The sequence below is a fragment of the Methylocystis sp. SC2 genome (assembly GCF_000304315.1).
Classification (GTDB): domain Bacteria; phylum Pseudomonadota; class Alphaproteobacteria; order Rhizobiales; family Beijerinckiaceae; genus Methylocystis.
In genome coordinates this window covers 788,790-811,156 of the sequence record NC_018485.1, presented here as the reverse complement: position 1 = coordinate 811,156, position 22,367 = coordinate 788,790, and the positions used below count along the sequence as shown (strand labels likewise).

20 protein-coding genes are annotated in these 22,367 nt (G+C 63.8%); 12 read left to right on the top strand and 8 right to left on the bottom strand.

All coding sequences use genetic code 11. The annotated features are described in order from the left end of the window. Positions 1-6: 6 nt before the first annotated feature. The 3 genes from BN69_RS03815 to BN69_RS03805 are packed head-to-tail and all read left to right on the top strand — an operon-like array spanning position 7 to position 3,325. Complete coding sequence (locus tag BN69_RS03815) at positions 7-864, top strand: SDR family NAD(P)-dependent oxidoreductase (protein ID WP_041927140.1); 858 nt, start codon at positions 7-9, stop codon at positions 862-864. Beyond that, entirely contained in the window at positions 861-2,021 is a 1,161-nt protein-coding gene (locus BN69_RS03810; protein WP_014890232.1) for a glycosyltransferase, read from the top strand. Before BN69_RS03815 ends, BN69_RS03810 begins: the two co-directional genes overlap by 4 nt. A gap of 8 nt (positions 2,022-2,029) precedes the next feature. Then, on the top strand, positions 2,030-3,325 hold the full coding sequence (locus BN69_RS03805; protein WP_014890231.1) for a glycosyltransferase family 2 protein: 1,296 nt from the start codon (positions 2,030-2,032) through the stop codon (positions 3,323-3,325). Positions 3,326-3,344: 19 nt separating this feature from the next. Here the strand turns inward: BN69_RS03805 and BN69_RS03800 are convergent, their stop codons facing one another. Then, positions 3,345-4,151 (bottom strand): protein-disulfide reductase DsbD domain-containing protein, encoded by an 807-nt coding sequence (locus tag BN69_RS03800; protein ID WP_014890230.1) that lies wholly within the window; start codon positions 4,149-4,151, stop codon positions 3,345-3,347. A gap of 95 nt (positions 4,152-4,246) precedes the next feature. On the opposite strand from BN69_RS03800, the gene BN69_RS03795 reads away from it, so the two are divergent. Next, positions 4,247-4,897, top strand: a complete 651-nt coding sequence (locus BN69_RS03795; RefSeq protein ID WP_014890229.1) for a YqgE/AlgH family protein — start codon at positions 4,247-4,249, stop codon at positions 4,895-4,897. Between the two features lie 8 nt (positions 4,898-4,905). Here BN69_RS03795 and BN69_RS03790 read toward each other — a convergent pair whose 3' ends face one another. Genes BN69_RS03790 through BN69_RS03775 form a run of 4 tightly spaced genes read right to left on the bottom strand, consistent with a single transcriptional unit; the run spans position 4,906 to position 8,044 of the window. Beyond that, positions 4,906-5,400: a GNAT family N-acetyltransferase gene (locus BN69_RS03790; RefSeq protein WP_014890228.1), complete on the bottom strand. Its 495-nt coding sequence runs from the start codon at positions 5,398-5,400 to the stop codon at positions 4,906-4,908. Then, entirely contained in the window at positions 5,397-6,446 is a 1,050-nt protein-coding gene (locus tag BN69_RS03785; protein WP_014890227.1) for an aldo/keto reductase, read from the bottom strand. The genes BN69_RS03790 and BN69_RS03785 overlap by 4 nt, the downstream gene beginning before the upstream one ends. Before the next feature lie 10 nt (positions 6,447-6,456). Beyond that, positions 6,457-7,170 (bottom strand): hypothetical protein, encoded by a 714-nt coding sequence (locus BN69_RS03780; RefSeq protein WP_014890226.1) that lies wholly within the window; start codon positions 7,168-7,170, stop codon positions 6,457-6,459. A gap of 37 nt (positions 7,171-7,207) precedes the next feature. Then, the gene (locus tag BN69_RS03775; RefSeq protein WP_014890225.1) at positions 7,208-8,044 is read right to left on the bottom strand and encodes a hypothetical protein; all 837 of its coding nucleotides are present in this window, start codon (positions 8,042-8,044) and stop codon (positions 7,208-7,210) included. A gap of 275 nt (positions 8,045-8,319) precedes the next feature. Between BN69_RS03775 and BN69_RS03765 the strand changes: the two genes are divergently transcribed. Genes BN69_RS03765 through cysN form a run of 7 tightly spaced genes read left to right on the top strand, consistent with a single transcriptional unit; the run spans position 8,320 to position 14,509 of the window. Further along, positions 8,320-8,691 (top strand): 2Fe-2S iron-sulfur cluster-binding protein, encoded by a 372-nt coding sequence (locus tag BN69_RS03765; protein ID WP_014890223.1) that lies wholly within the window; start codon positions 8,320-8,322, stop codon positions 8,689-8,691. Beyond that, positions 8,691-9,008: a DUF2849 domain-containing protein gene (locus BN69_RS03760; protein WP_014890222.1), complete on the top strand. Its 318-nt coding sequence runs from the start codon at positions 8,691-8,693 to the stop codon at positions 9,006-9,008. The genes BN69_RS03765 and BN69_RS03760 overlap by 1 nt, the downstream gene beginning before the upstream one ends. Next, complete coding sequence (locus tag BN69_RS03755) at positions 9,005-10,729, top strand: nitrite/sulfite reductase (protein WP_014890221.1); 1,725 nt, start codon at positions 9,005-9,007, stop codon at positions 10,727-10,729. Before BN69_RS03760 ends, BN69_RS03755 begins: the two co-directional genes overlap by 4 nt. Next, positions 10,713-11,219 carry a DUF934 domain-containing protein gene (locus tag BN69_RS03750; protein ID WP_014890220.1) on the top strand — a complete coding sequence of 169 codons (507 nt, stop codon included), beginning with the start codon at positions 10,713-10,715 and terminating at the stop codon, positions 11,217-11,219. Before BN69_RS03755 ends, BN69_RS03750 begins: the two co-directional genes overlap by 17 nt. Further along, complete coding sequence (locus tag BN69_RS03745) at positions 11,216-11,965, top strand: phosphoadenylyl-sulfate reductase (RefSeq protein WP_014890219.1); 750 nt, start codon at positions 11,216-11,218, stop codon at positions 11,963-11,965. Before BN69_RS03750 ends, BN69_RS03745 begins: the two co-directional genes overlap by 4 nt. Next, the gene (cysD, locus tag BN69_RS03740; protein WP_014890218.1) at positions 11,962-12,879 is read left to right on the top strand and encodes a sulfate adenylyltransferase subunit CysD; all 918 of its coding nucleotides are present in this window, start codon (positions 11,962-11,964) and stop codon (positions 12,877-12,879) included. Before BN69_RS03745 ends, cysD begins: the two co-directional genes overlap by 4 nt. Position 12,880: 1 nt before the next feature. Beyond that, positions 12,881-14,509: a sulfate adenylyltransferase subunit CysN gene (cysN, locus tag BN69_RS03735; protein WP_014890217.1), complete on the top strand. Its 1,629-nt coding sequence runs from the start codon at positions 12,881-12,883 to the stop codon at positions 14,507-14,509. 169 nt (positions 14,510-14,678) lie between these two features. On the opposite strand, the gene polA is transcribed toward cysN, so the two are convergent. Further along, positions 14,679-17,672 carry a DNA polymerase I gene (polA, locus tag BN69_RS03730; protein WP_014890216.1) on the bottom strand — a complete coding sequence of 998 codons (2,994 nt, stop codon included), beginning with the start codon at positions 17,670-17,672 and terminating at the stop codon, positions 14,679-14,681. 93 nt (positions 17,673-17,765) lie between these two features. On the opposite strand from polA, the gene aroC reads away from it, so the two are divergent. After that, positions 17,766-18,848 carry a chorismate synthase gene (gene aroC / locus BN69_RS03725; protein ID WP_014890215.1) on the top strand — a complete coding sequence of 361 codons (1,083 nt, stop codon included), beginning with the start codon at positions 17,766-17,768 and terminating at the stop codon, positions 18,846-18,848. A gap of 42 nt (positions 18,849-18,890) precedes the next feature. On the opposite strand, the gene BN69_RS03720 is transcribed toward aroC, so the two are convergent. Next, positions 18,891-21,737, bottom strand: coding sequence for an AMP-binding protein (locus BN69_RS03720; RefSeq protein ID WP_014890214.1), 2,847 nt, complete (start codon positions 21,735-21,737; stop codon positions 18,891-18,893). A 331-nt stretch (positions 21,738-22,068) separates the two neighbouring features. Next, on the bottom strand, positions 22,069-22,287 hold the full coding sequence (locus tag BN69_RS19035) for a hypothetical protein (RefSeq protein ID WP_148277019.1): 219 nt from the start codon (positions 22,285-22,287) through the stop codon (positions 22,069-22,071). Positions 22,288-22,367: the final 80 nt, after the last annotated feature.

The window sequence follows — 22,367 nt, the reverse complement described above, 5'->3', positions numbered from 1 at the left end:
GCGCATATGGCTAAGAGCGCTGTTCGGGTTCTTATCACCGGCGCCTCAAGCGGCATTGGGCGCGCCTTGGCGCTCGCCTATGCGCGCGAAGGGGCGAGCCTCGTCTTGCTCGGCCGCGACGCCGAGCGGCTCGAAGCCGCCGCGCGCGCCTGTCTCGCAGCCGGCGCAGAGGAGGCGGAGACTCATGTCGCCGATGTGCGGGATCGCGACGCGATGGCGCGCATCGTTCAGTCTGCGCATGCAAAGCGTCCCATCGACATTCTCGTCGCCAACGCCGGCGTCTCCACGGGCCTTTCGCCCGGCCAGCTTCTCGAAACGCCCGAGGCGGTCCGAGCAATGCTCAAGATCAATGTCGAGGGCGTCTTCAACACGGTCGAGCCGGCGATTGTGCCGATGTGCGCCCGTAAGAGCGGCAGAATCGCTATCGTCGGCTCGATGGCCGGCGTGCGCGCGCTCCCGCATTCGCCGGCCTATTGTGCGGCGAAGGCGTGCGTGCACATGTGGGCCGACTCGCTGCGCGCCCAGCTCGCGGCCCATGACGTGCATGTCGCGCTGATCGTGCCGGGTTATGTGAAGACGCCCATGTCGGCGCGCACCATCGTGAAGACGCCCCTGTCGCGCACTTTCTCAAGGACGTCGGCGTCGACGAACGTCGAATCCTGGCAGCCCAGCGCCATGTCCGACTCAGAAGCGGCGCATATCATCAAAAACGGGCTGGACCGCCGTCGCAACGTCATCGCCTTTCCGCGTTACATATATTGGGCGATGCGCCTCTTCTCCCTCTTGCCGGCGGCGCTCGTCGACGGCGTCATGCGCCAGTTTCCCGCCGAAGTGCCGGAGACGCCGGAACGGGAGATTTTGTGACGGCTTACACCGTCCTCACTTGGGCCGCAGGCGGCTATTGGCTCATCGCCATCGCTTTGCTGTTCATATCTGTCGCGGCCACCATTGCGCAGCCCTGGCTCGTCGCGCGCCGCGCCACGCGCCGAGACCAGCCGTCGATCTCGGTCGTGCTTCCCGTCAAGATGCTGGAGGATCAGTTCGACCGCACGCAAGAGTCCGCGCTGACGCAGCAGTATCGCGATTTCGACGTGACCGTCGCCGCGACCGACCTCGATGCGCCGGCGGTCCAGCGCATGCGCGCCATTCTCGCGCGTCACCCGTCTGTGCCGTCGCGCATTCTCCACTCGACAGCGAAATTCGCGGTAAGTCCGAAGGTCGATAATCTTTATGCGCCGTTCATGCGGGCGACGCACGACGTCATCTTGATGAAGGACGCCAATGTGCTGCTCGAGCCCGACGCGCTGGCGCAGCACGTCAGGCAGCTGACGGACGAAGTCGGGCTCGTCTGCGCCATTCCATATTGCGCGCGACTTGAGAATTTCGCCGCGCATGTCGAAGCCGCGATCATTAACGGTCCGCATGCCCGCATTCTGTTTCTCGCCTCGGCGCTGGGACAGGGGCATGGCATCGGCAAGATCATGCTGTTTCGGCGTTCGGACTTCCTGCGCGCGGGAGGCTTTGACGCGATTTCCCATACGGTGGGCGAAGACAACGCCTTGGCCAAGGCGATGCGGCGGATCGGCAAGCGACCGGTTTTTTCTCACAGGCCCGTGCGCCAGGAGCTCGGCGCGCGCGCGTTCGAAGATGTTTATCAGCGGCAGTTGCGCTGGATGGTCATCCGCCGCAACGACGAGCTCATCTCCTTCCTCGCCGAGCCAATATGCCAAGCGGTTCCAGCAGTTATCGCTTCGGCGCTCGCGGCGCCGCTCGTCGGGATCGCGCCCATCGCCGCCGCGTCGGCGACGCTTATGCTGTGGTTTGCGCTTGAGACATTGCTTTCTGTGGCCAAAGGATGGCAGTTATCATGGGCCGCGCCTGCGGTGTTTGTGGTCCGCGAGGCGACGATGCTCGCGGTCTGGTTGAACGCTTGGGTCACTGACCAGGTGGTTTGGGCGAGGGACAGCGTGAACGCGCGCGCCGGGGCGAAGCCCTCGCCGGTTCCGCACGAAGAAGGATAGGCCGTTTGGTGCTGGGGCTTTTTCAATTCCTCGTCGACGCGGTCGCAATGGTCTGCGCTTCAATCCTGATGGCGATCGGAATCGGCTATCTGATCGTCATCGGCCGCTTCTGCTACGACCAGATCCGCGGCGTGCGCGATCCGGAAGCGCCCGCCGTCCCTGACGCGGATCTGCCGCGGGTCGTGCTGCAGATCCCCGTTTTCAACGAGCCGCTCGTCACCGAGCAGTCGTTGCGATGCGTCGCGCTCCTCGACTGGCCCAAGGACAGGCTGCGCATCCAGCTTCTCGACGATTCGACGGACGAGACGAGCGCGCGGGCGGAGGCGGTGGCGGCGGAGCTGCGCATCGGCGGCGCCGTGATCGACCATGTGCGGCGCGCCGATCGCTCGGGCTTCAAGGCGGGCGCCTGCGCGCATGGCCTGACGCTCACCGACGAGCCCTTCATCGCAATGCTCGACGCCGACTTCCGTCCGCCGCCCAATTGGCTGAAGCGAACGGTCCCGCTTTTTCTGACTGACGATCGCATCGGCTTCGTGCAGTCGCGCTGCGAGTTCCAGAATTTCGAGAAGAACTGGCTGACGCGCGCCCAGGGCCTCGTGCAGGACGGCCATTATCTCGTTGAACAGCGCTCGCGCGCGCATGCCGGCTGGCTGTTTCAGTTCAACGGCACCGGCGGAATTTGGCGCCGCGCGACGGTCGAGGACGCCGGCGGCTGGTCCGACTATTCACTGTGCGAAGACCTCGATCTCACCGTGCGCGCGGCGCTCCAGGGATGGCATGGGCTGTTTGTCTCGGAGCCGCCGATTCCCGGTCAGGTGCCGGAGGGAATCCGGGATTTCCGCCGCCAGCAAAGGCGATGGTCGAACGGATTCGTGCAGGTCGCGCAAAAGACCGTCCTGCCGATCTGGCGTTCGCCATGGAGCCTGACGCGCCGCGTCATGGCGATCTCGCTGATCGCCCATCAGATTTTCTTCCCCACGGCCGCCATCGGACTCATCGCCTTTGTCCTTGGCGTGATCTTGCACGGATCGCTCGCGCCCTTCGCCGGGATGTTGGAGATCATCGGAATCATGACGGTGCTGGTGGCGCTCGGGATCACGCTGCCGCCCTATCTGGCGCTCAAGCGCGGGACCATCGCCGATTATGTGAAAACGGTCGCATCGATTCCGCCGCTGATGATCTATCTCGCCTTCGCCAATGGCGCGAAGATCCTGCAGACCCTGCGCGGGCGCAAATCGACGTTCAAGCGCACGCCCAAGCTCGACCATGAAGCGGCGACGCCGATCGACGCTGAAGTGGAGTAGGGCGAAGGGACCGTCGCGCTCACTCCAGCCGCGCGGGCGCCTCGAAAGCATCGGCGTCGGTGACGATCGTTAGCGTCGCGTCGGCGGCCTTGGCTGCTTTACTGCCGGAAAAGAGCTTCAGCTCGAAGCCCTCTCCCGCGCGCGTGCTTTCAATGAAGAACGGCTCGGGCGCTTCGGCAAAGACGTCCTCGGCCTTGCCGGGTCCAAGGTAGCGCAGCCGCCACGATCCGTCCGCGTTATTCCGCGAAACCGCAAAGCGCTTTTTGGCCTCGGCCGCGCTGAGTTTTCTTGGCACTCGCCGTTCGGCTTCAGCGATCGCCGCCGCATGCGGCGATGCGCCGGCGCGCGGCAGCTCAAGAGACAAATCGGCGCGCGCCGGCAGGCAGATCTTCCCGCATGAGGCGTAGTCGAGCACGAGATTGAGCGTCACCGGCGCGTTGGGATCGCGCGGCGTCACCTTCAACGGCAGGACGACGCGCGCATCATAGCCGGCGACGATGGTTCCGGCCTCGTCGATATGTTTCGGCGCCGGAAAGGCGGGTTCAACCTTGGCGACATTGACCGATCTCGAGAAATCGAACGCGGGCGCCGCGCCCGACTCGCCAGGCTGGCGCCAATAGGTGATGGTTTCCGGCGCGAGCGCGATCTCGACGGCGGCGCGGTAAGCCCCGTCCTGCGGAGGGCCGGCGGACAAGAGCCGGGCGCTCGACGCCGTTCCCTTGACGATCGCGGAGGCGAAGGCCGTGGTCTCGGCGAGCGACGCCGCCGGCATGCTCTGCGCCAGCGTGACGGCTAGTGGCGCGAAGAGAAAGAATTTTGAACGCATCGTGACCCTTTAGCGACCCCGTCCCCCAGTCAAGGCAGTCAGTTACGTGATCTGCGCCGCTTGTCCTGAGCACGCGGCGGGCGTAGCATGACCCTATGAGGCCGAGCGGAAAGAAGCAAGATTTCGCGGAGAGAGCGAGCGAGCGCCGCAGCGGGCGTCCCGAGGAGCGCCGCTTTCTCGACGGCCAATTGCTGATCGCGATGCCGAGCATGTTGGATCAGCGCTTTGCGCGCTCGGTGATCTATCTCTGCGCCCATTCCGAAGAAGGGGCGATGGGCATCATCGTCAACCAGCCGGCCCGTGTGCGCAATTTTCCCGATTTGCTCGTTCAGCTGCAAGTGATTGCGCCTCAGGAGCGCATCAGCCTGCCGAGCCGCGCCGAAGACATCCAGGTTCTGTCCGGCGGGCCGGTGCAGACCGATCGCGGTTTCGTCCTGCATACGCCGGATTTCTTCCTGGACAATTCCACTCTGCCGATCGACGACGGCGTTTCGCTCACGGCGACCATCGACATTCTGCGCGCGATCGCGGCGGGACGCGGTCCGAACCGCGCGCTGCTGGCGCTCGGCTATGCGGGTTGGGACCCGGGTCAGCTCGAAGAAGAGATTCAGCGCAACGGATGGCTGAATTGTCCGACTGATCCCGCTTTGCTGTTCGATCACGACCTCGGGACGAAATATGCGCGCGCGTTGCGCTCGATCGGCGTCGATCCAGAACGGCTGTCGACACACGCCGGACACGCCTGAGCGTCTGTTCACAGACGTTCGAAGGCTGGCGCATAGTCTACCGTTCCCTCCTTGGCTGGAAGCGCGCCGTTAAGCGCCAGCGCCATGAAATGCGGCCCCGCATATGGCGTGTCGAAGCCGGCTGCAAGCTCCGGTCGAAATCCGAAACGGCCGTAAAAGGCGCCGTCGCCCAACACAAAAATCGCGCGCCACTGGTCGTCCTGCGCACGCGCCAAGCTCCAGCGCAAAAGAGCGTTGGCGATCCCCTTTCCGCGATAGGCCGCTGCGACGGCGACGGGACCGAGCCCGAGCGCCGGAAAGGGAGCGTTCATCCTGGACAGCGCGGCGTAGCCGACGATGACGCCGTCGACAGCCGCGACGCCGCCAAAAACCAAATCGCCTTCCTTGCGCAGCGCCTCGACGAGTTCGGACTCGCCGCGTCGATCGAACGCCGCAACGAGCAGCCCGCGTATGGCGGAACGATCCTCCGGCGTCTCCTCGCGAAGCGTTGCGCGTCCGGTCATGGCGCAGGGTTGCTGTGGAGATGGTGGATGGCGTCGATACGCCGCTCGATTTCAGGCGTGATCCTGAACTCCACCGACGCGAGGTCGGCTTTGAGCTGCGCCATCGTCGTCGCGCCAATGATATTCGACGTCACGAAGGGCTGGGACGTCACGAAGGCGATGGCGAGCTGCGCCGGATCGACGCCGATATCTTGTGCGAGCGTCAGATAGGCGGCGACCGCGCGTTCGACTTCCGGCTTTTCATAACGCTGCGCGCGCTCAAACAGCGTCGTGCGCGCGCCGGGCGGCCGCGCGCCGCCTTGATATTTTCCGGTGAGGTATCCTTGCGCGAGCGGCGAATAGGCGAGCAATCCGACGCGCTCGCGCTCAGCGAACTCGGCGAGCCCGATCTCAAAGGTGCGATTGACGAGGTTGTAGGCGTTTTGGATTGAGACGACGCGCGGCCCATGGCCGAGTTCCGCCGCGCGCAGAAAGCGCGCCACGCCCCATGGCGTTTCATTGGAAAGGCCGATGTGCCGGACTTTGCCGGCCTGGACGAGCCGCGCCAGCGCCTCCAGCGTCTCTTCAATCGGGATTTCGTCGCGCTTCGTCGGGCGTCGATAGACCGTGCCGCCAGCGCCCCACAGCGGCAGCGAACGATCCGGCCAATGCAACTGATAAAGATCGATGTAGTCGGTCTGCAGCCGCTTCAGCGATCCCTCGATCGCGGAGTCGATGTTCTTGGCGTCGAGAACCGTTCCGGCGCCTCCGGGACGCAGCCAGTTGGCGTCGCCGCGGCCGGCGACCTTAGTGGCGATGATCGCCTTGTCGCGGTTCTTACGCGCGGCGAGCCAGCTGCCGATGATGCGCTCCGAAGAGCCTTGAGTTTCTTGCCTTGGCGGAACGGAATAGATTTCCGCCGTGTCGATGAAATTGACGCCGCAATCGAAGGCGTAATCCAGCTGCGCATGGCCCTCGGCTTCGCTGTTCTGCTGTCCCCACGTCATCGAGCCGAGACAGATGGCGGAGACGGAGAGATCGCTGTTTCCAAGTTTGCGGTATTCCATAGGGCGCTCCTTAACGAAGCCATTCGCTCGACTGCAGCTCCAGTCGCAATTCGAAGCTTTGAAACTGAGTGAAGATCGGCAGCAGCCATGCTTTAAGCGCCGCGCGAACCACGATCGACGCTTCCGGCGGCGGCTCCCTCATAAAGCGCGACAGCGACAGATCGACGTCGTCGAGCGCGCGCGCGATCGGCGCCTCAAGACGCGGGATCACGAATTTGCCGCTCGCCGGATAGCGCGCAAGAATCGCCAAGGAGTCGCGGCCGAGCGGCGAGGCGCCGCAATTGTGAATGACGCTCATCATGAGATCCGGCCATGTGGTCTTAAGGACGAGCGCGCTGTTCGCGGCGCTCTCCGTGACGTCCGTCTGAAAGAGCACGATCGGCTCAACGCCGCGCCGCCGCGCCTCTTCGAGAAAGCCGATTTCGGCGATGGTCGCGAACAGCTGCTCGTAGGAGCGATGCCAGACGTCGACGATCTTCGGCGTCTCGTCCGCGACGAGCAGGCGGTCGAAGAGCGAAATCTGTCCCTTGATCTCGCTGAGGTCGACGACGCGCGTCGCTTCCGGAAAGAACACTGCATAAAGCGGCTCCCGGAAATCCGTGTCAAAGCCTTCGACGTCGACATTGCGCGACAAGTAATAATCAGTCAGCAAACGCGCCGCTGTCGTCACGCCGGTTCGCGAGTGCGGCGAGCAAACGAAGAACGCAAGAGTGCGACGCGCCATGTGGTCTTCGCAAAGAGATGCGCGCCGCCGCGACCCTCTATCGCCTCTTCTCGCCAACAAGATCGAGAAGGCCGACCCGTTCGAACTCATCGGCGACTCGCGCCAGCCAGGTGCGAACGTAGCCGCGCAACACGAACGAATGCTCCGCCGGCCGGCCCTGCGCGTCCTGATTGCCGATGAACGTCGAGAACGGCGTGCCGGATAGCTCGACCTGCTCATAGGCGAGTTCGCTGAGCTTGGGGATCGTGATCTCGCCCGAGGTGACGACATGCTCGAAATATTTCGCGTGGGTTTGCGGATCCCACTCGAAGAAGGTCGTGTCGTTGACGTGATTTTTCACCATGAAATAATTGGCGTCCGTGACGTAGGGCGCGATTTCGGCGATCTCCTCCAGCGAAGCGATGGAGGGTCCGATCACATGCAGCAGCACGAAGCGGAATTCGCCGCCTTTCACCGCATCGAAGAAGCCGATTTCGTCCAGCGCCCCCAGCGCCGGGCTCAAGCCGCCGGCGCGCACGTCGATGACGCTGACCTTGGCCTGCGACGTATTCAGCGTGTCGATGATCTTCATCTGGTCCGCGGGTTCGGTCAGATCGACGATCATCGTCTCGTCCGGGTGGAAGCGATGCAGCGTGCCGCGCGGCGTTTCCGTGTCGAACGCTCGCGCGTGGATGTCGTTCAGCGAAAGAAAGTCGAGAATGGCTCTGGCGATCGTGGTCTTGCCGACGCCGCCCTTGTCCGCGCCAACGACGATGACCGCGGGGCGAGCGGCGGCGTTCGCGGCGGCGGCCGGAGCCTCGGCCTTACGCGGCCGGCTTTCCGGCTCACGTTTCGCTGGCGCTTCCCTGGTGATTTTGACCGGCTTCTTAACCATGGGTGCTCCTATCGCATGTCGCGCTGGCGCCGCTGTTCGTGAATGACAAGCGGTCAACAAACATGGTTTTTAGCGCTTGTCATGTTCTGTTTCAGCTAACTTTGGATGGCGCTCCAATTGTGACGGCGCTTAAACAACACAAGAAATATGTTATTAAACGCAAGCACCACAATAAGATCGTGAATTGACATTCGTGCGGTTTGGAGGTTTATGCGTTCGAAATACAGAACGTCCGTGGCTGCTCGCTGGCGCGGACCTGGGCGGCGCGTCAAGGCATGAGCAATATCGACAATATCGTCGCGCGGCGGCCCGCCGAATCGTCGCAGCAGAGTCTGCCGACCCTGCACGTCGAGGATCGCGACGGCGTCGTCCATGAACTCGAAGCCGTCGAAGGCTGGCGGCTGATGGAGATCTTGCGCGACCATGGCGTCGGCATGGACAACACCTGTGGCGGCGCTCTTGCATGCGCGGAGTGCCACGTCGTTCTCGACGCCGAATCAGCCCGCCGCGTGCCGCCGCCGCGCGAAGAGGAAGTCGAAAAGCTCGATGAATTGCCGATGCTTTACGAAAACTCGCGTCTCTCCTGCCAGATCATCTGGTCCGACGAGATGAGCGGCCTTCGGCTAAAGCTGACGCAGGAAACGTGATGCCTGTCTTCAAACATCCCCAGATCCTGATCGCGTCGAATTTGACGGACGGCGAAGTGGTGTTTCTCGGCCCCTCGGGCTGGGAGCGCGACCATCGCCGCGCGCGCGTCGCCCGGAAGGCCGAAGAGGCGATCGCGCTTGAAGCCTTGGGCAAGCGCGACATTTCAGCCAATCGCGTGGTCGACGTCTATCTCGCCGATGTCGAGATCGGGAGCGACGGCGCGCCGACGCCGTTGCATTATCGAGAGAGGATGCGCGTGAAGGGACCGAGCGTTCGCCTTGATCTCGGCAAGCAGGCGGGCGAGGGCGCGTTATGACGGCGGTCGATCTGCGTGTGGCGCAGCGGCCCAATGCGCCGATGACCACCTATCGTTACGATGAATATGACTCTGCCTTCGTGCGTGAACGCGTCGCGGAGTTTCGCGAGCAGGTGCGCCGGCGACTTTCCGGCGCGCTGACCGAAGAGGAGTTCCGCCCCTTCCGGCTGATGAACGGGCTCTATCTGCAGCTGCACGCCTATATGCTGCGCGTCGCGATTCCCTATGGCACGCTGACGGCGCGGCAGATGCGCCGGCTCGCCGATATCGCGGACAAGTGGGACAGGGGCTATGGCCATTTCACGACGCGCCAGAACCTCCAATATAATTGGCCCAAGCTCGTTGATACGCCGGACATTCTGGAATCGCTGGCGGACGTCGAGATGCACGCCATCCAGACGTCGGGCAACTGCATTCGCAATGTGACGGCCGATCATTTCGCCGGCGTCGCGCCGGACGAGATCGAAGATCCTCGGCCGACGGCGGAGTTTCTCCGCCAATGGTCGAGCCTGCATTCGGAGTTCTCGTTCCTGCCGCGCAAGTTCAAAATTGCGGTGACGGGCGCCACGCATGATCGCGCCGCGATTCTCGTGCATGACATCGGCCTGCGCATCGTCAAGAACGATGCGGGCGAGATCGGCTATCAGGTCGTGGTCGGCGGCGGACTCGGCCGTTCGCCCTTTATCGGCAAGGTCGTCGGCGAGTTCGTGCCGCGCGAGGATCTGCTCGCCTTTCTCGAGGCGATCCTGCGCGTCTATAACCGCTTCGGCAGGCGCGACAACAAATACAAGGCGCGAGTCAAAATTCTCGTCCATGAGAAGGGAATTGACGAAATCCGCGCCGCGGTCGAAGCCGAGTTCGCGGCGATGGACCGCTCGGCGTTCGCCCACGACTCCGTGGAATTCGAGCGCATCGCCGCCTTTTTCGCGCCGCCGCCCTATGACTCGCTGGCGGCGACGTCGTCCGCGCTGCGCGCCGCGAAATTGGAGTCGCCGGCTTTCGCCAATTTCGTCGACGTCAATGTCGGCGCGCACAAGGTCCCCGGCTACGCCATCGTCACAGTTTCGTTGAAGCCCATCGGCGGCGTCCCCGGCGACGCCACGTCCGATCAGATGCGGGCGCTGGCCGACGCCAGCGAGCGCTTCGGCTTCGGCGAACTGCGGGTCAGCCATGAGCAGAACATCATCCTGCCGCATGTGAAGCAGGACGATCTTTTTGCGCTTTGGCGCATGCTCGACGCCGCCGGGCTGGCGACGGCGAACGCCGGCCTCGTCTCCGACATCATCTCGTGCCCCGGTCTCGACTATTGCTCGCTCGCCACCGCGCGCTCGATTCCGATCGCGCAGGCGATCTCGAAGCGGTTCTCCGACATGTCCAGGCAGCGGCGCATCGGCAAGCTCGGCGTCAAGATCTCAGGCTGCATCAACGCCTGCGGCCATCATCACGTCGGCGCCATCGGCATTCTCGGGCTGGAGAAGAAGGGCCAGGAATCCTATCAGATTACGCTCGGCGGCGATCCGACCTTCTCTGCGTCGATCGGCGAAATTCTGGGACCTGGCGTCACCGCCGAGCAGGTGCCCGACGTCGTCGAACATCTCGTTGATTACTATCTCGCCGAACGCGAGGAAGGCGAAGCCTTTATCGACACCTGGCGCCGCATCGGTCATGCGCGTTTCAAAGACGTTTTGCGTCGGGAGGGCGAAGATGGCGCTGATATCTGACGGCCGCTTCATTGAAGATACATGGCGCCGACTTGCCGACGAGGAAGCGCTGCCCAAGACCGGCAAGTTCATCGTGTCATTGCCGCGACTCGAACATGCCGTGGAGGTCCTTGGGCCGACGGCCACGTTCGGCGTGATCGTTCCGAACACGACGGAGCCGTCGGCGCTCATCTCGGCCTTGCCGCGGCTCGACCTCATCTCGATCGCTTTCCCGGCTTTCGCTGACGGCCGCGGCTTCTCTTTGGCGCGCCTGCTGCGGCGCGCGGCGTTTAAAGGCGAGTTGCGCGCCAGCGGGCGTCTCGTCGCCGACCAATATCTTCACGCGATCGGCTGCGGCTTTGACACGATCGAAATTCCCGACGATCTCGCCGATCGGCAGGACGAAGAACAGTGGCGCGCCGCGCTCAACGCCTATTCCATGAGCTATCAGCGCGGCTACGTCGGGCGCGGCTCGATCCTTGAAGCGCGCCGAAAGGCGGTGCGTTCATGAAGCCTTCGATTCCCGAAACGCTGTCGCCGCGACTGGCGCCGCTCGATCTCGATCATCGTTTGCTGCTCGTGCGCGAGTTCATTCCCGGCCGGATCGTCTTCACCACGAGTTTCGGCGTCGAGGATCAGCTTGTCACACATTCGATTTTCACGCAGGGCCTCGATTTCGACGTCGCGACGATCGACACCGGCCGGCTCTTTCCCGAAACCTATGAGCTGTGGGAGCGCACCGAGGCGCGCTATGCGCGGCGCATTCGCGCGGTCTATGCGCAGGCCGCGCCGCTCGAAGCGCTGATCCAAGAGCAGGGGATCAACGGCTTTTACAAGTCCGTGGACGCGCGCAAGGCCTGCTGTCATGTTCGCAAGGTTGAACCGCTGTCGCGGCTGCTCGCCGGCGTTTCGGGCTGGGTGACGGGGCTTCGAGCGGACCAGTCGCAGGCGCGCGCCGAGGCGCCGCTCATCGCCTTCGATGAGACCCACAGGGTGCTCAAGCTTAATCCGCTTGCCGATTACACGCGCGACGCGGTCGTCGCCGCGGTCGAGGAGTTTTCAGTGCCGATCAACGATCTCCACGCCAAGGGATTTCTATCGATCGGCTGCGCGCCGTGCACGCGCGCGGTGCTGCCCGGCGAAGACGAGCGCGCCGGACGCTGGTGGTGGGAAGAAGACAACAAGAAGGAATGCGGCCTTCACGTCGGCGACGACGGCGTGCTGCGTCGTGGCGCGCCGCAAGAGGCGAGCCTATGACGGCGCTTGCGACGCGTTCGCTCGGCCATCTCGATCGCCTCGAGGCCGAGAGCATCCACATCATGCGCGAGACCGTCGCTGAGTGCGAACGGCCGGTGATGCTCTATTCCATCGGCAAGGATTCGGCGGCGATGCTGCACGTCGCCATGAAGGCGTTTTATCCGTCGAAGCCGCCGTTTCCGCTGCTCCATGTCAATACGACGTGGAAATTTCGCGAGATGATCGAGTTTCGCGACCGTCGCATGAAAGAGCTCGGCCTCGAACTCATCGAATATATCAATCCCAAAGGGATTGAGATGAACATCAGCCCCTTCGTTCATGGCTCGAAGCTTCACACCGAGATCATGAAGACCGAGGCGCTGAAGCAGGCGCTGGACAAGTATAAATTCGACGCCGCCTTTGGCGGCGCGCGTCGCGACGAGGAAAAATCCCGCGCCAAGGAGCGCGTGCTGTCCTTTCGCACCGCGCAGCACCGCTGGGACCCGAAGAATCAGCGCCCGGAATTCTGGCGTCTCTACAATACGCGAAAGGCGCCCGGCGAGAGCCTGCGCGTCTTCCCCATGTCGAATTGGACCGAGGCGGATATCTGGGACTACGTCGCGCGCGAGAACATCCCCGTCGTTCCGCTCTATTTCGCCAAGGAGCGGCCGGTCGTGCGCCGCGGCGGCACGCTGATCATGGTCGACGACGCGCGCATGGAGCTCGCGCCCGGCGAATCCATCGAACATAAGATGGTGCGCTTCCGCACGCTCGGCTGCTATCCGTTGACCGGCGGCATCGAAAGCGATGCGGCCAGTCTCGAAGAGATCATTGCGGAGATGCGCGAAAGCCGCTCTTCGGAGCGCCAGGGGCGGCTCATCGACCACGACGGCTCCAGCTCCATGGAGCAAAAGAAGCAAGAAGGATATTTTTAACATGCACGGCGCCGTCGCTGCCGCATCGCCGTCGCGCGCGCCAGCGCGGTTGGTCGGCGAAAAGCCGCTCTTGCGATTCATCACCTGCGGCTCGGTCGACGACGGCAAATCGACGCTGATCGGTCGTCTGCTGTACGACGCCGATCTTGCGCCGGACGACATTATCGCGGCGCTGGAAAGCGATTCAAAAAAGCACGGCACTCAGGGCGAAGAGCTGGATTTCGCGCTGCTCGTCGACGGGCTAGCGGCCGAGCGCGAACAGGGCATCACCATCGACGTCGCCTATCGCTATTTCGCGACCGACCGGCGCAAATTCATCGTCGCCGACACGCCCGGCCACGAGCAATACACCCGCAACATGGCCGTCGGCGCCTCGACCGCGGAACTCGCCATTCTGCTTGTCGACGCGCGAAAGGGCATCCTACCGCAAACGCGGCGTCACAGCGTCATCACCTCGATGTTCGGCGTCCGCCACGTCGTCGTCGCGGTCAACAAGATGGATCTTGTCGGCTACAGCGAAGAGGTGTTCCGCAAGATCGAAGCGGATTTTCATGCCTTCGCCGACCATCTTCGCTTCGCGTCCATTTACGTCGCGCCGCTCGTCGCCAAGGACGGCGATAATCTTGTCCACCACAGCGCCAATATGCCTTGGCACGATGGACCGCCGCTGCTCTCCTATCTCGAGGGCGTCGCGGTGGAGGACGCCACGCGGATCGCGCCCTTCCGCATGCCCGTGCAATGGGTGAATCGGCCCAATCTCGACTTCCGCGGGTTCTCGGGCTTCATCAGCGGCGGCAATATTCAGCCGGGCGACATCGTGCGCGTTCTGCCTTCAGGGCGCGACACGCGCGTCGCCAGGATCGTGACCTTCGACGGCGATCTCGAGAGCGCCGTTTCGGGTCAGTCGGCGACCCTCACGCTCACCGAAGAGATAGACATTTCGCGCGGCGATCTCTTGTGTTCGCCGGTCTCGCCGGCGAAGACCGGGGATCGTCTCGAAGCGAGGCTGTTGTGGCTGGTGCGTGAGCCGCTTGTCGTCGGCAAGAGCTATCTCTTGAAGCTCGGGACGAAGACTGCGCCGGCCGCCGTGACCGCGGTCGATGCGCGCATCGATATCGAAACCGGGCTGCCGCAGCCGCTCCCGGAAGGGTCGACGCTCGCCTTCAACGAGATCGGCGGCGCGCGCCTGTCGCTCGAGACCGTGATCGCCTGCGATTCCTATGGCGAGAACCGCGAGACCGGCGGATTCATTCTCATCGACCGCATCACCAATGAAACGGTCGCGGTCGGCATGGTCAAAGCCGTCGCCGCATCGAATGGCCGCGTCGCGCCGCCGCTGACGGAGCTCAGCTACGCGTCCATGGAAGGACTGCCGCTGGCGCGGGAGTCGTTTCGACCGACTCCGACGCGCAGCCTGGTGAAGGCGCTGTCCTGGCTCCTGCCGGCGAGCATTTCGACGTTCCTGATCGTTTACGCCTTCGTCCAAAGCGCCGCGCTCGCCGCCGAAATCACCGGCGTTGAAATGATCGCGATCTTCGCGCTCTATTATTTCCACGAACGGTTCTGGTCGCGATTGAACTTCGGACTCGCCACGAAAGACTCGCAGAGCGGGAATGATCCGAGCCTGTAATAAGAGATCAGTTCGAACTGCTCGGGTGTCATTCCCGACGCGCGCAACGCGCACGATCGGGAATCCAGAGCGACACCCGATATTCTTGTTGTGGCTCTAAATTCCCGGTCAGGCCCTCGGCCTGCCGGGAACGACGCGGCCCGAGCGAACGGATCGGCCGGACGCGCCGTCAGTGGGCTTCGTCCCAATTGGCGGCGGCGCGCGCATCGACTTTCAGCGGCACGGCGAGATGGACGGCGGGCGCGGGCGCCTGCTCCATGACGCGGCGCGCGAGTTCGATCGTCGCCTCTGCTTCCTCGTTCGGCGCTTCAAAGACAAGCTCGTCATGCACTTGCAGAAGCATCTGCGCCGAAAGACCGGCGCGAATGAGCGCGTCGTCCATCCGTATCATGGCGCGTCTGATGATGTCCGCGGCCGCGCCCTGGATCGGCGCGTTGATCGCCGCGCGCTCATAGAAGGCGCGGTCCGACGCATTGGCCGATGAGATGCCGGGGAAGTGGTAGATTCGGCCGAAAATGGTCGAGACTGCGCCTTTCTCGCGCACCGTCTTGCGCGTCGAGTCCATATAGTCCCGAATGCCGGGAAAGCGTTCGAAATAGCGCTTGATGTAGGCGCTCGCCTCTTCGCGCGGAATGCTCAGCTGATTGGCGAGGCCGAAGGCGGAAATGCCGTAGATGATGCCGAAGTTGATCGCCTTGGCGCGGCGGCGCGTTTCGGGCGGCATGTCCTTGATGGGCACATTGAACATCTCGCTCGCCGTCATCGCGTGAATGTCGAGATTTTCGGCGAAGGCGCGTCTGAGCTGAGGAATGTCGGCGATGTGGGCGAGCAGCCGCAACTCGATCTGCGAGTAATCCGCCGAGATCAGCACATGGCCGGGCGCCGAGACAAAGGCCTTGCGTATTTTGCGGCCGGCCTCATTGCGCACGGGAATGTTCTGCAAATTGGGCTCGGATGAAGAGAGCCGTCCTGTCGTCGTGGCGGCGAGCGCATAGCTCGTATGCACGCGACCGGTCTCGGCGTTGATATAGCCGGGCAGGGCGTCGGCGTAGGTGCTCTTGAGCTTGGAGAGCTGCCGCCAATCGAGAATGCGGCGCGAAAAATCATTGCCGGCGACGGCGAGGTCTTCGAGAACGCTGGCGGAAGTCGACAAGGCGCCGGTGGCCGTTTTCTTCGCGCCGGGCAATCCCATCTTGCCGAAAAGTATGTCGCCCAACTGCTTGGGCGAGCCAAGATTGAAACTCTCGCCGGCAAGTTCGAAGATCTCGGCTTCGAGCCGCGCCATGTCCTGCGCAAATTCGCCCGAGAGCCGCGACAGGGTCGCGCGCTCGACCATGACGCCCCTTCGCTCCATGCGCGCGAGCGTGGCGACCATCGGCCGCTCCAAGGTCTCGTAGACCGTGGTCATGCGCTCCGCCGACAGCCGCGGCTTCAGCACGCGCCAAAGGCGCAGGGCAATGTCGGCCTGTTCCGCGGCGTATTCCGTCGCCGCTGTGAGCGCAGCGCGGGCAAAGCCGAGAAAATTGCGGCCCGCGCCAGCGACGGAGGCGAAGGTTAGAGCGTCATGGCCGCAATAGTTGCGCGCCAGCTCTTCGAGACGATGATCGCCACGCCCCGAGTCCAGCGCGTAGGACATGAGCATGGCGTCGTCGATCGGCGCGACGTCGATTCCGTAGCGGGAAAGAACCAGCAGATCATGCTTCATATTGTGCGCGATTTTGAGGATCGCGGCGTCCTCAAACAACGGCTTCAATCGCGCGAGGGCCACGTCGAGCGGGATCTGTCCCTCGACCAAATTGGCGCCGGAAAAAAGATCAGCCGAGTCGCCGGAGCGATGCTGCAGCGGAATATAGCAGGCGCGTCCGGGCGCGGTCGCCAGGGAGACGCCGATGAGTTCGCAACGCATCGGGTCCGGCAAGGTCGTTTCGACATTGATTGCGACGAGTCCTGCGCCAGCGGCTTCGGTGATCCAATCGTCCAGACGCTCCGCCGAGACGACCGTCTCGTAGGTCGAGCGGTCGATCTTGACCGACTTCGCTTCGGCGCGGCGCGCGGCGACGAGGTTCGCGGGCGTGAGCGCGTCGCTTGTCGCTTTCTCGGCGCGGTTCGGCGCTTCGGAAGCGGGCGCCGCGATCTCGGACACTTCGCCGTCGCGCCCGCGCCAACCGGCCGCGCCCAAGAATCGGGGATCGGGCTCGATGTCCTGCGCCTGCACGCCATACATCTCGGCGACGCGGCGGGTGATGGTCGTGAACTCCATCGCCTGCAGAAAAGCGATAAGCTTCGCCGCGTCCGGCTGATGAAGGCCGAGGTCTTCGAGCCGGGTTACGACAGGCGCGTCGCGCACCAGTTCGCAGAGCTTCTTTGAAAGAAGGATGCGCGCGACCGCATCCGGCTCGGTCAGGGCCTCGCGGCGCTTCGGCTGCTTGATCTCGGGCGCCCTGGCGAGCAGCGTTTCGAGATCGCCATATTCATTGATGAGCTGAGCGGCGGTCTTGACGCCGATGCCTTTTGCGCCCGGCACATTGTCGGTGGAATCGCCCGCGAGCGCCTGCACGTCGACGACCTTGTCCGGCGTAACGCCGAAATAGTCGACGACCTCGGCCTCGCCGATGAGGCGTTCTTCGCGCGCGCCTTTCGTTCCCGCCGTGCCCGAGGCGGGGTCGTACATTCTGACGCCGGGACCGACGAGCTGCATCAGATCCTTGTCGGCCGAGACGATTAGCACGTCCGCGCCCTTGGCCTGCGCCTGCGTCGCATAGGTGGCGATGAGATCGTCGGCCTCGTAGACGTCCTGTTCGATCGGGGTGAGGCCGAAAGCGCGCACGACGGCGCGCATCAGCGGGAACTGCGGAATGAGATCGTCCGGCGGCTCGGAGCGGTGCGCCTTGTAGTCGGGATAAAGGTCTTTTCGGAAGGAGTGCTCGCTCTTGTCGAAGATGATGGCGAGATGCGTGGGCATCACGCCGGCCGCGCCTTCGCGCACGAACTGCAACAGCTTCGTGCAGAACAGCCGCACGGCGCCGGTCGGCAGCCGGTCGGAGCGATAGTTGTATTTCGCATCCTGTCGGATCGACTGGAAATAGGCGCGAAAGACGAAGGAGGAGCCGTCGACGAGGAAGACGTGGCTCCCGGGGCCGACGGGCTTATGCGTGAGGGTCATGCGCCCATCTTAGCGGCGCGCGCGCGCCGCGTCATGACGCCGGACCCCGAAACCGGCGTTTGACCGTCGCCGGCGCCAAGCCTAGAAGATCGCATGTCCCACAACAGTTTCGGCCATCTTTTCCGCGTCACCACCTTTGGCGAGAGCCACGGGCCGGCGCTCGGCGCGATCGTTGACGGCTGTCCCCCGAATATCCCGCTGGAAGCGCAGGAGATCCAGGGCTTTCTGGACAAGCGCAAGCCGGGACAATCCCGCTTCACCACGCAGCGGCGGGAGGCGGACGAGGCGAAGATTCTTTCCGGCGTCTTCGCCGACCGCGACGGCCGACAGGTGACCACCGGAACGCCGATCGCGCTCGTGATCGAAAATACCGACCAGCGCTCCAAGGATTATGGCGAGATCGCCGACAAATATCGGCCCGGCCACGCCGATTACGTCTACGACGCGAAATATGGCGTCCGGGACTATCGCGGCGGCGGGCGCTCCTCGGCGCGGGAAACCGCGGCGCGAGTCGCCGCCGGGGCCGTCGCGCGCAAGGTGATCGCCGGCGTGACGATTCGCGGCGCGCTGGTGCAGGTGGGCCCGCACAGGATCGACCGCGCGCGCTTCGATTGGGCGGAGGTCGAGCGCAATCCGCTGTTTTGTCCGGACGCCCGCGCGGCGGAATTATGGGCGGATTATCTCGATGGCGTGCGCAAGGACGGCTCCTCCGTCGGCGCGGTGATCGAGATTGTCGCCGAGGGCGTTCCGGTCGGTTGGGGCGCGCCGGTTTACGGCAAGCTCGACGCCGATCTCGCCGCGGCGATGATGTCGGTCAATGCGGTGAAAGGCGTCGAGATCGGCGCGGGCTTTGCCGCCGCCGAGCTGACCGGCGAAGACAACGCCGACGAGATGCGCGCCGGACCAAACGGACCGCAGTTTTTGTCCAACAACGCCGGCGGCGTGCTCGGCGGCATTTCGACAGGCCAGCCCATCGTCGTGCGCTTTGCAGTGAAGCCGACGTCGTCGATTCTGACGCCGCGCCGCACGATTGATCGCTTGGGCAAGGAGACTGAGATCGTCACCAAGGGCCGTCACGATCCCTGCGTCGGCATTCGCGCCGTTCCGGTGGGCGAAGCGATGATGGCTTGCGTGCTCGCCGACCACTTCCTGCGTCATCGCGGGCAGGTGGGGTGATGGCCGCGTCGCGGGGCTGATCGCGAGTTGTCGCGAGTCGAGTCATCCCGTCAACGCCACACGTTCGTGACCGAGGTCAGGTTCGCCGCAGCGCTCCAATATTCTTTGGCGGGCGGCGTCGCGCAAAGCGATCGCCGCCTGGAAATCGTCGCCCTCGGGCGCGATCGGCGCGCCGATATGCACGGCGATCGGGCCTCGCCTGAACAGCCATGAATCGCTGCGCAAAATCGAGCGCGTGCCGCGTATGGTGATCGGCACAATTGGAAGCCCCAACTGCGCGGCGCTGGAAAACGCGCCGATATGAAACCCCAGCAGTCCCGGCATGCGCGAAAAGGTGCCCTCCGGAAACCAGACCAGACGCACGCCGGCGCGCGCCGACTTCAAGGCTTCCCTGGCGTCGGCGACGCCGCCTGCCGGATCAGAGCGGCGAACGAAAATCGCGCCGAGTCGCCGCAGGAAGGGACCGGCGACGCGCTGATGCGCAAGCTCTTCCTTCGCAATGAAGGAGAGCTCTCCCGCACAGACGGCGACCAGCACCGCGCTGTCCAGGTAGCTGGAATGATTGGCGACGAGGATCGCATTGTCTTGCGGGAGCGGCGCGTCGTGCGTGACCGAGAGGGGGCATCCGATCATGCGGAAAAAAGATCGAGCCGCCGCGCTGACAAGGCGGTGACGCCATGACCGCTTTGGCGTCGCCAGCACGCATGGCCACACGCAAACGCCAATGAACGCCAGCACGCTCCACGCATAGCCGTTGTATGCCGAGGTCGCGAGGTTGGCGAGGGCTTTGCGCAGCCGCGGCGCGGCGCCCGCAAGGGCGACGCGGACAAGCTGCAATCGTGGGCTCTCGCTTTTCACGCGCAGCCGACCGGATTCGAACATGGCGCGCGCCGCCGAGCGCCGTATCTTGCCGCTCGAAGTCTTCGGGATAGTGTGCGGCGGAACGAGGACGACTTCATCCGGCGCGAGATCAAGCAAGGCTTGGGACGTCTCGACGATCATTTTGCGCAGCGATTCCCGTTTCGCGTCTTCGATCAGGCGCGTTTCGGCCAACACGATGAGTCGTTCCGTCCCGGCGCGCGCGTCGAGCGCGGGAAACACCGCGACGCAGCCTTTTCTCGTCCCTTCGAGCGACCCGACAGCCTCTTCGAGCTCCTGCGGATAGATGTTGCGCCCTGCGCGCTTGATCAAATCCTTGATGCGGCCGGTGACGAAGACGTCGCCGCCGGCGACATAGCCGCGGTCGCCCGTCTCGAGCCAATCGCCATCGAACAGCGCGCGAGTCTTTTCCGGATTTTGGAAATATCCTCGCGTTGCAGATGGCCCGCGAAACTGGATGCGTCCCTCCTGGCGTTCAGGCAATTCGCGACTGGAGTCATCGACGATGCGGATCTCGTGATGCGGCAGAGGGCGCCCGCAGGCGACTAAGGAAATGACATCCCCGCCGCTGGCGCCCGCCGCGCGCGCCACGCCGTCCCGATCGAGCGCTTTCCGATCGACGCGATCGATGAGCGGTCCTCTGCCGAGCGGCGGAAAGGCGAGCCCCACCGCATTTTCCGCGAGGCCGTAGACGGGAGTCATCATCTGATGCTGAAAGCCATAAGCCGAAAACCGTTGTACAAAGCGCGCAATTGAGGTCGGGCTCACCGGTTCGGCGCCGTTCAAGATCGCACGCAGCGAAGAAAGATCGAGATTGGCGATCTTCGTATCGTCGATGGCCTTCAGACAGAGTTCGTACGCAAAATTCGGCGCCGCCGAGATCGTCGCCTTATGAGCGTCGATCGCCCACAGCCAACGGGCCGGATCAACGAGAAAAGACAGCGGCGACATGATCAGCGCGGGCGCTCCATAGTAGAGGCTGCCCAGCCAGCAACCGATCAGCCCCATGTCGTGATAGAGCGGCAGCCAACTGACGACCCGATCCGCCGACGAGGCCTTCAACACGGCGCCCATGGCGCGAATATTGGCGAGAAGATTGGCGTGCGTCAGCACGACGCCCTTCGGATCGCCCGTGCTGCCCGAGGTGAATTGAATGAGCGCCGTCGCGTCGGGCGGCGACGGCAATGGCGCGGGCAAAGGCGCCGCAGAGCTCAGCTCAGGAATCGTCACGATGTGCTGAAGCGCGCCGACCAGCCCGTAGAGCAAGCGACCGACAATTCTGATCTCGTCGTTCGTGATCAGCGCACAGGCCTCAGCGTTCGACAATATGCCGGCCTGGCGGCGCAGATGATCCTCGATCTGCGAGAGACGAAATGGCGGGTAAATCGGAACGGGAACGGCGCCGCAGAACAAAACCGCGAAAAAGGCGACGAAGAAATCACGGCTCGTCGGCAACATGATTGCGATGCGGTCGCCAGAGCCAGCGCCTCGTTCGATGAGGCCGCCAGCCGCGGCCCGGGCGGCGTGATAGAGGTCATGATACGTCAAAGGCTCCGGAGGCCCTTCAGCGCGCCAAAGCAGAACATTTTCGCGCGCCCCGTGCCGCTCTGCGTGTCGAGCCAGCGCCTCGACCAGCGTTTTGGCCTCGAGCGGTTCGTCCACGGACTCGAGCGTCAAATGGGGAGCCGGATGAGTCGTCGCGGGGGCGACCGCGGCGCCGGCCGCAAGAACGGCGTTGAGGAGATCGCGGGGACGGCTGACCTCGCCGAGGAGCCGTTCGGAGAGCTGCACCTTGAATTTGCGGTTGAGCCGCAGCAACAGCTCGGCGCGGGTCAGGCTATCCAGCGCCAAATCGCGATCAAGGTCGCTGTCGAGCTGCACGAGACGCGACTCGACCATATCCGGATGCAACTCGATGACGAGACCGCGGACGACCTCAAGAACGATCTCCTGGGCGTCTTCCACGGAGCGCATCGACGCCCGCTCAAGGCCTGGTTTCGCCTCCGGCATAGGTTTTCCACTCGTGCGCCGCATAACGCGTCACCCGATAGAACTATGGTCGCGCCTGCGACTCGGCGAGTCTGCCCGGGGGAACGTCATGTTCAACCCGTAAGGCGATCGAAGATTGCGCGTCGCCGCACAGCGACGGCGAAGCCGGAAGGCTAATTCGAGAAGCAAGTCTCACTGTTCCAGAGTCCGACCAAATGGGATCAAGCGCGAGCGATGTAACTAGGCGCGAAGCGGCGTCGCGCATTCGCTTTGTCTTGCATCAAAATTGACGCGTCGCTTCGTCGCACAGCGGTTTTTCGTCACCTCGCTTGACCGCGCCCAGGATTGAAACCTAAGTTCGGCGCTTGGAACCCGAGAGGCGGCGGTGGATCCAATCTTCCAGCGGACACGTCAGCGCGCGCGCATTTTTGCGGCGCTCGTCGCCTTCCTCATGCTCCTGCAGACCGCGGTCGCCGTCCCGCTGGGAGTAGGCGCCTTCGGAACGGTCTGCGCGCCGCAGGATTCGGGGAGCGGCGAGCCGCCGCTTTTCCCAAATGAACGCCACCGCCATGGATTCTGTTGCGTTGTTCACAGTGTCGCGTTGGACGCGCCTCCTTCCAAGCCAATTGTTTCGATCGCTCTGAATTTTCC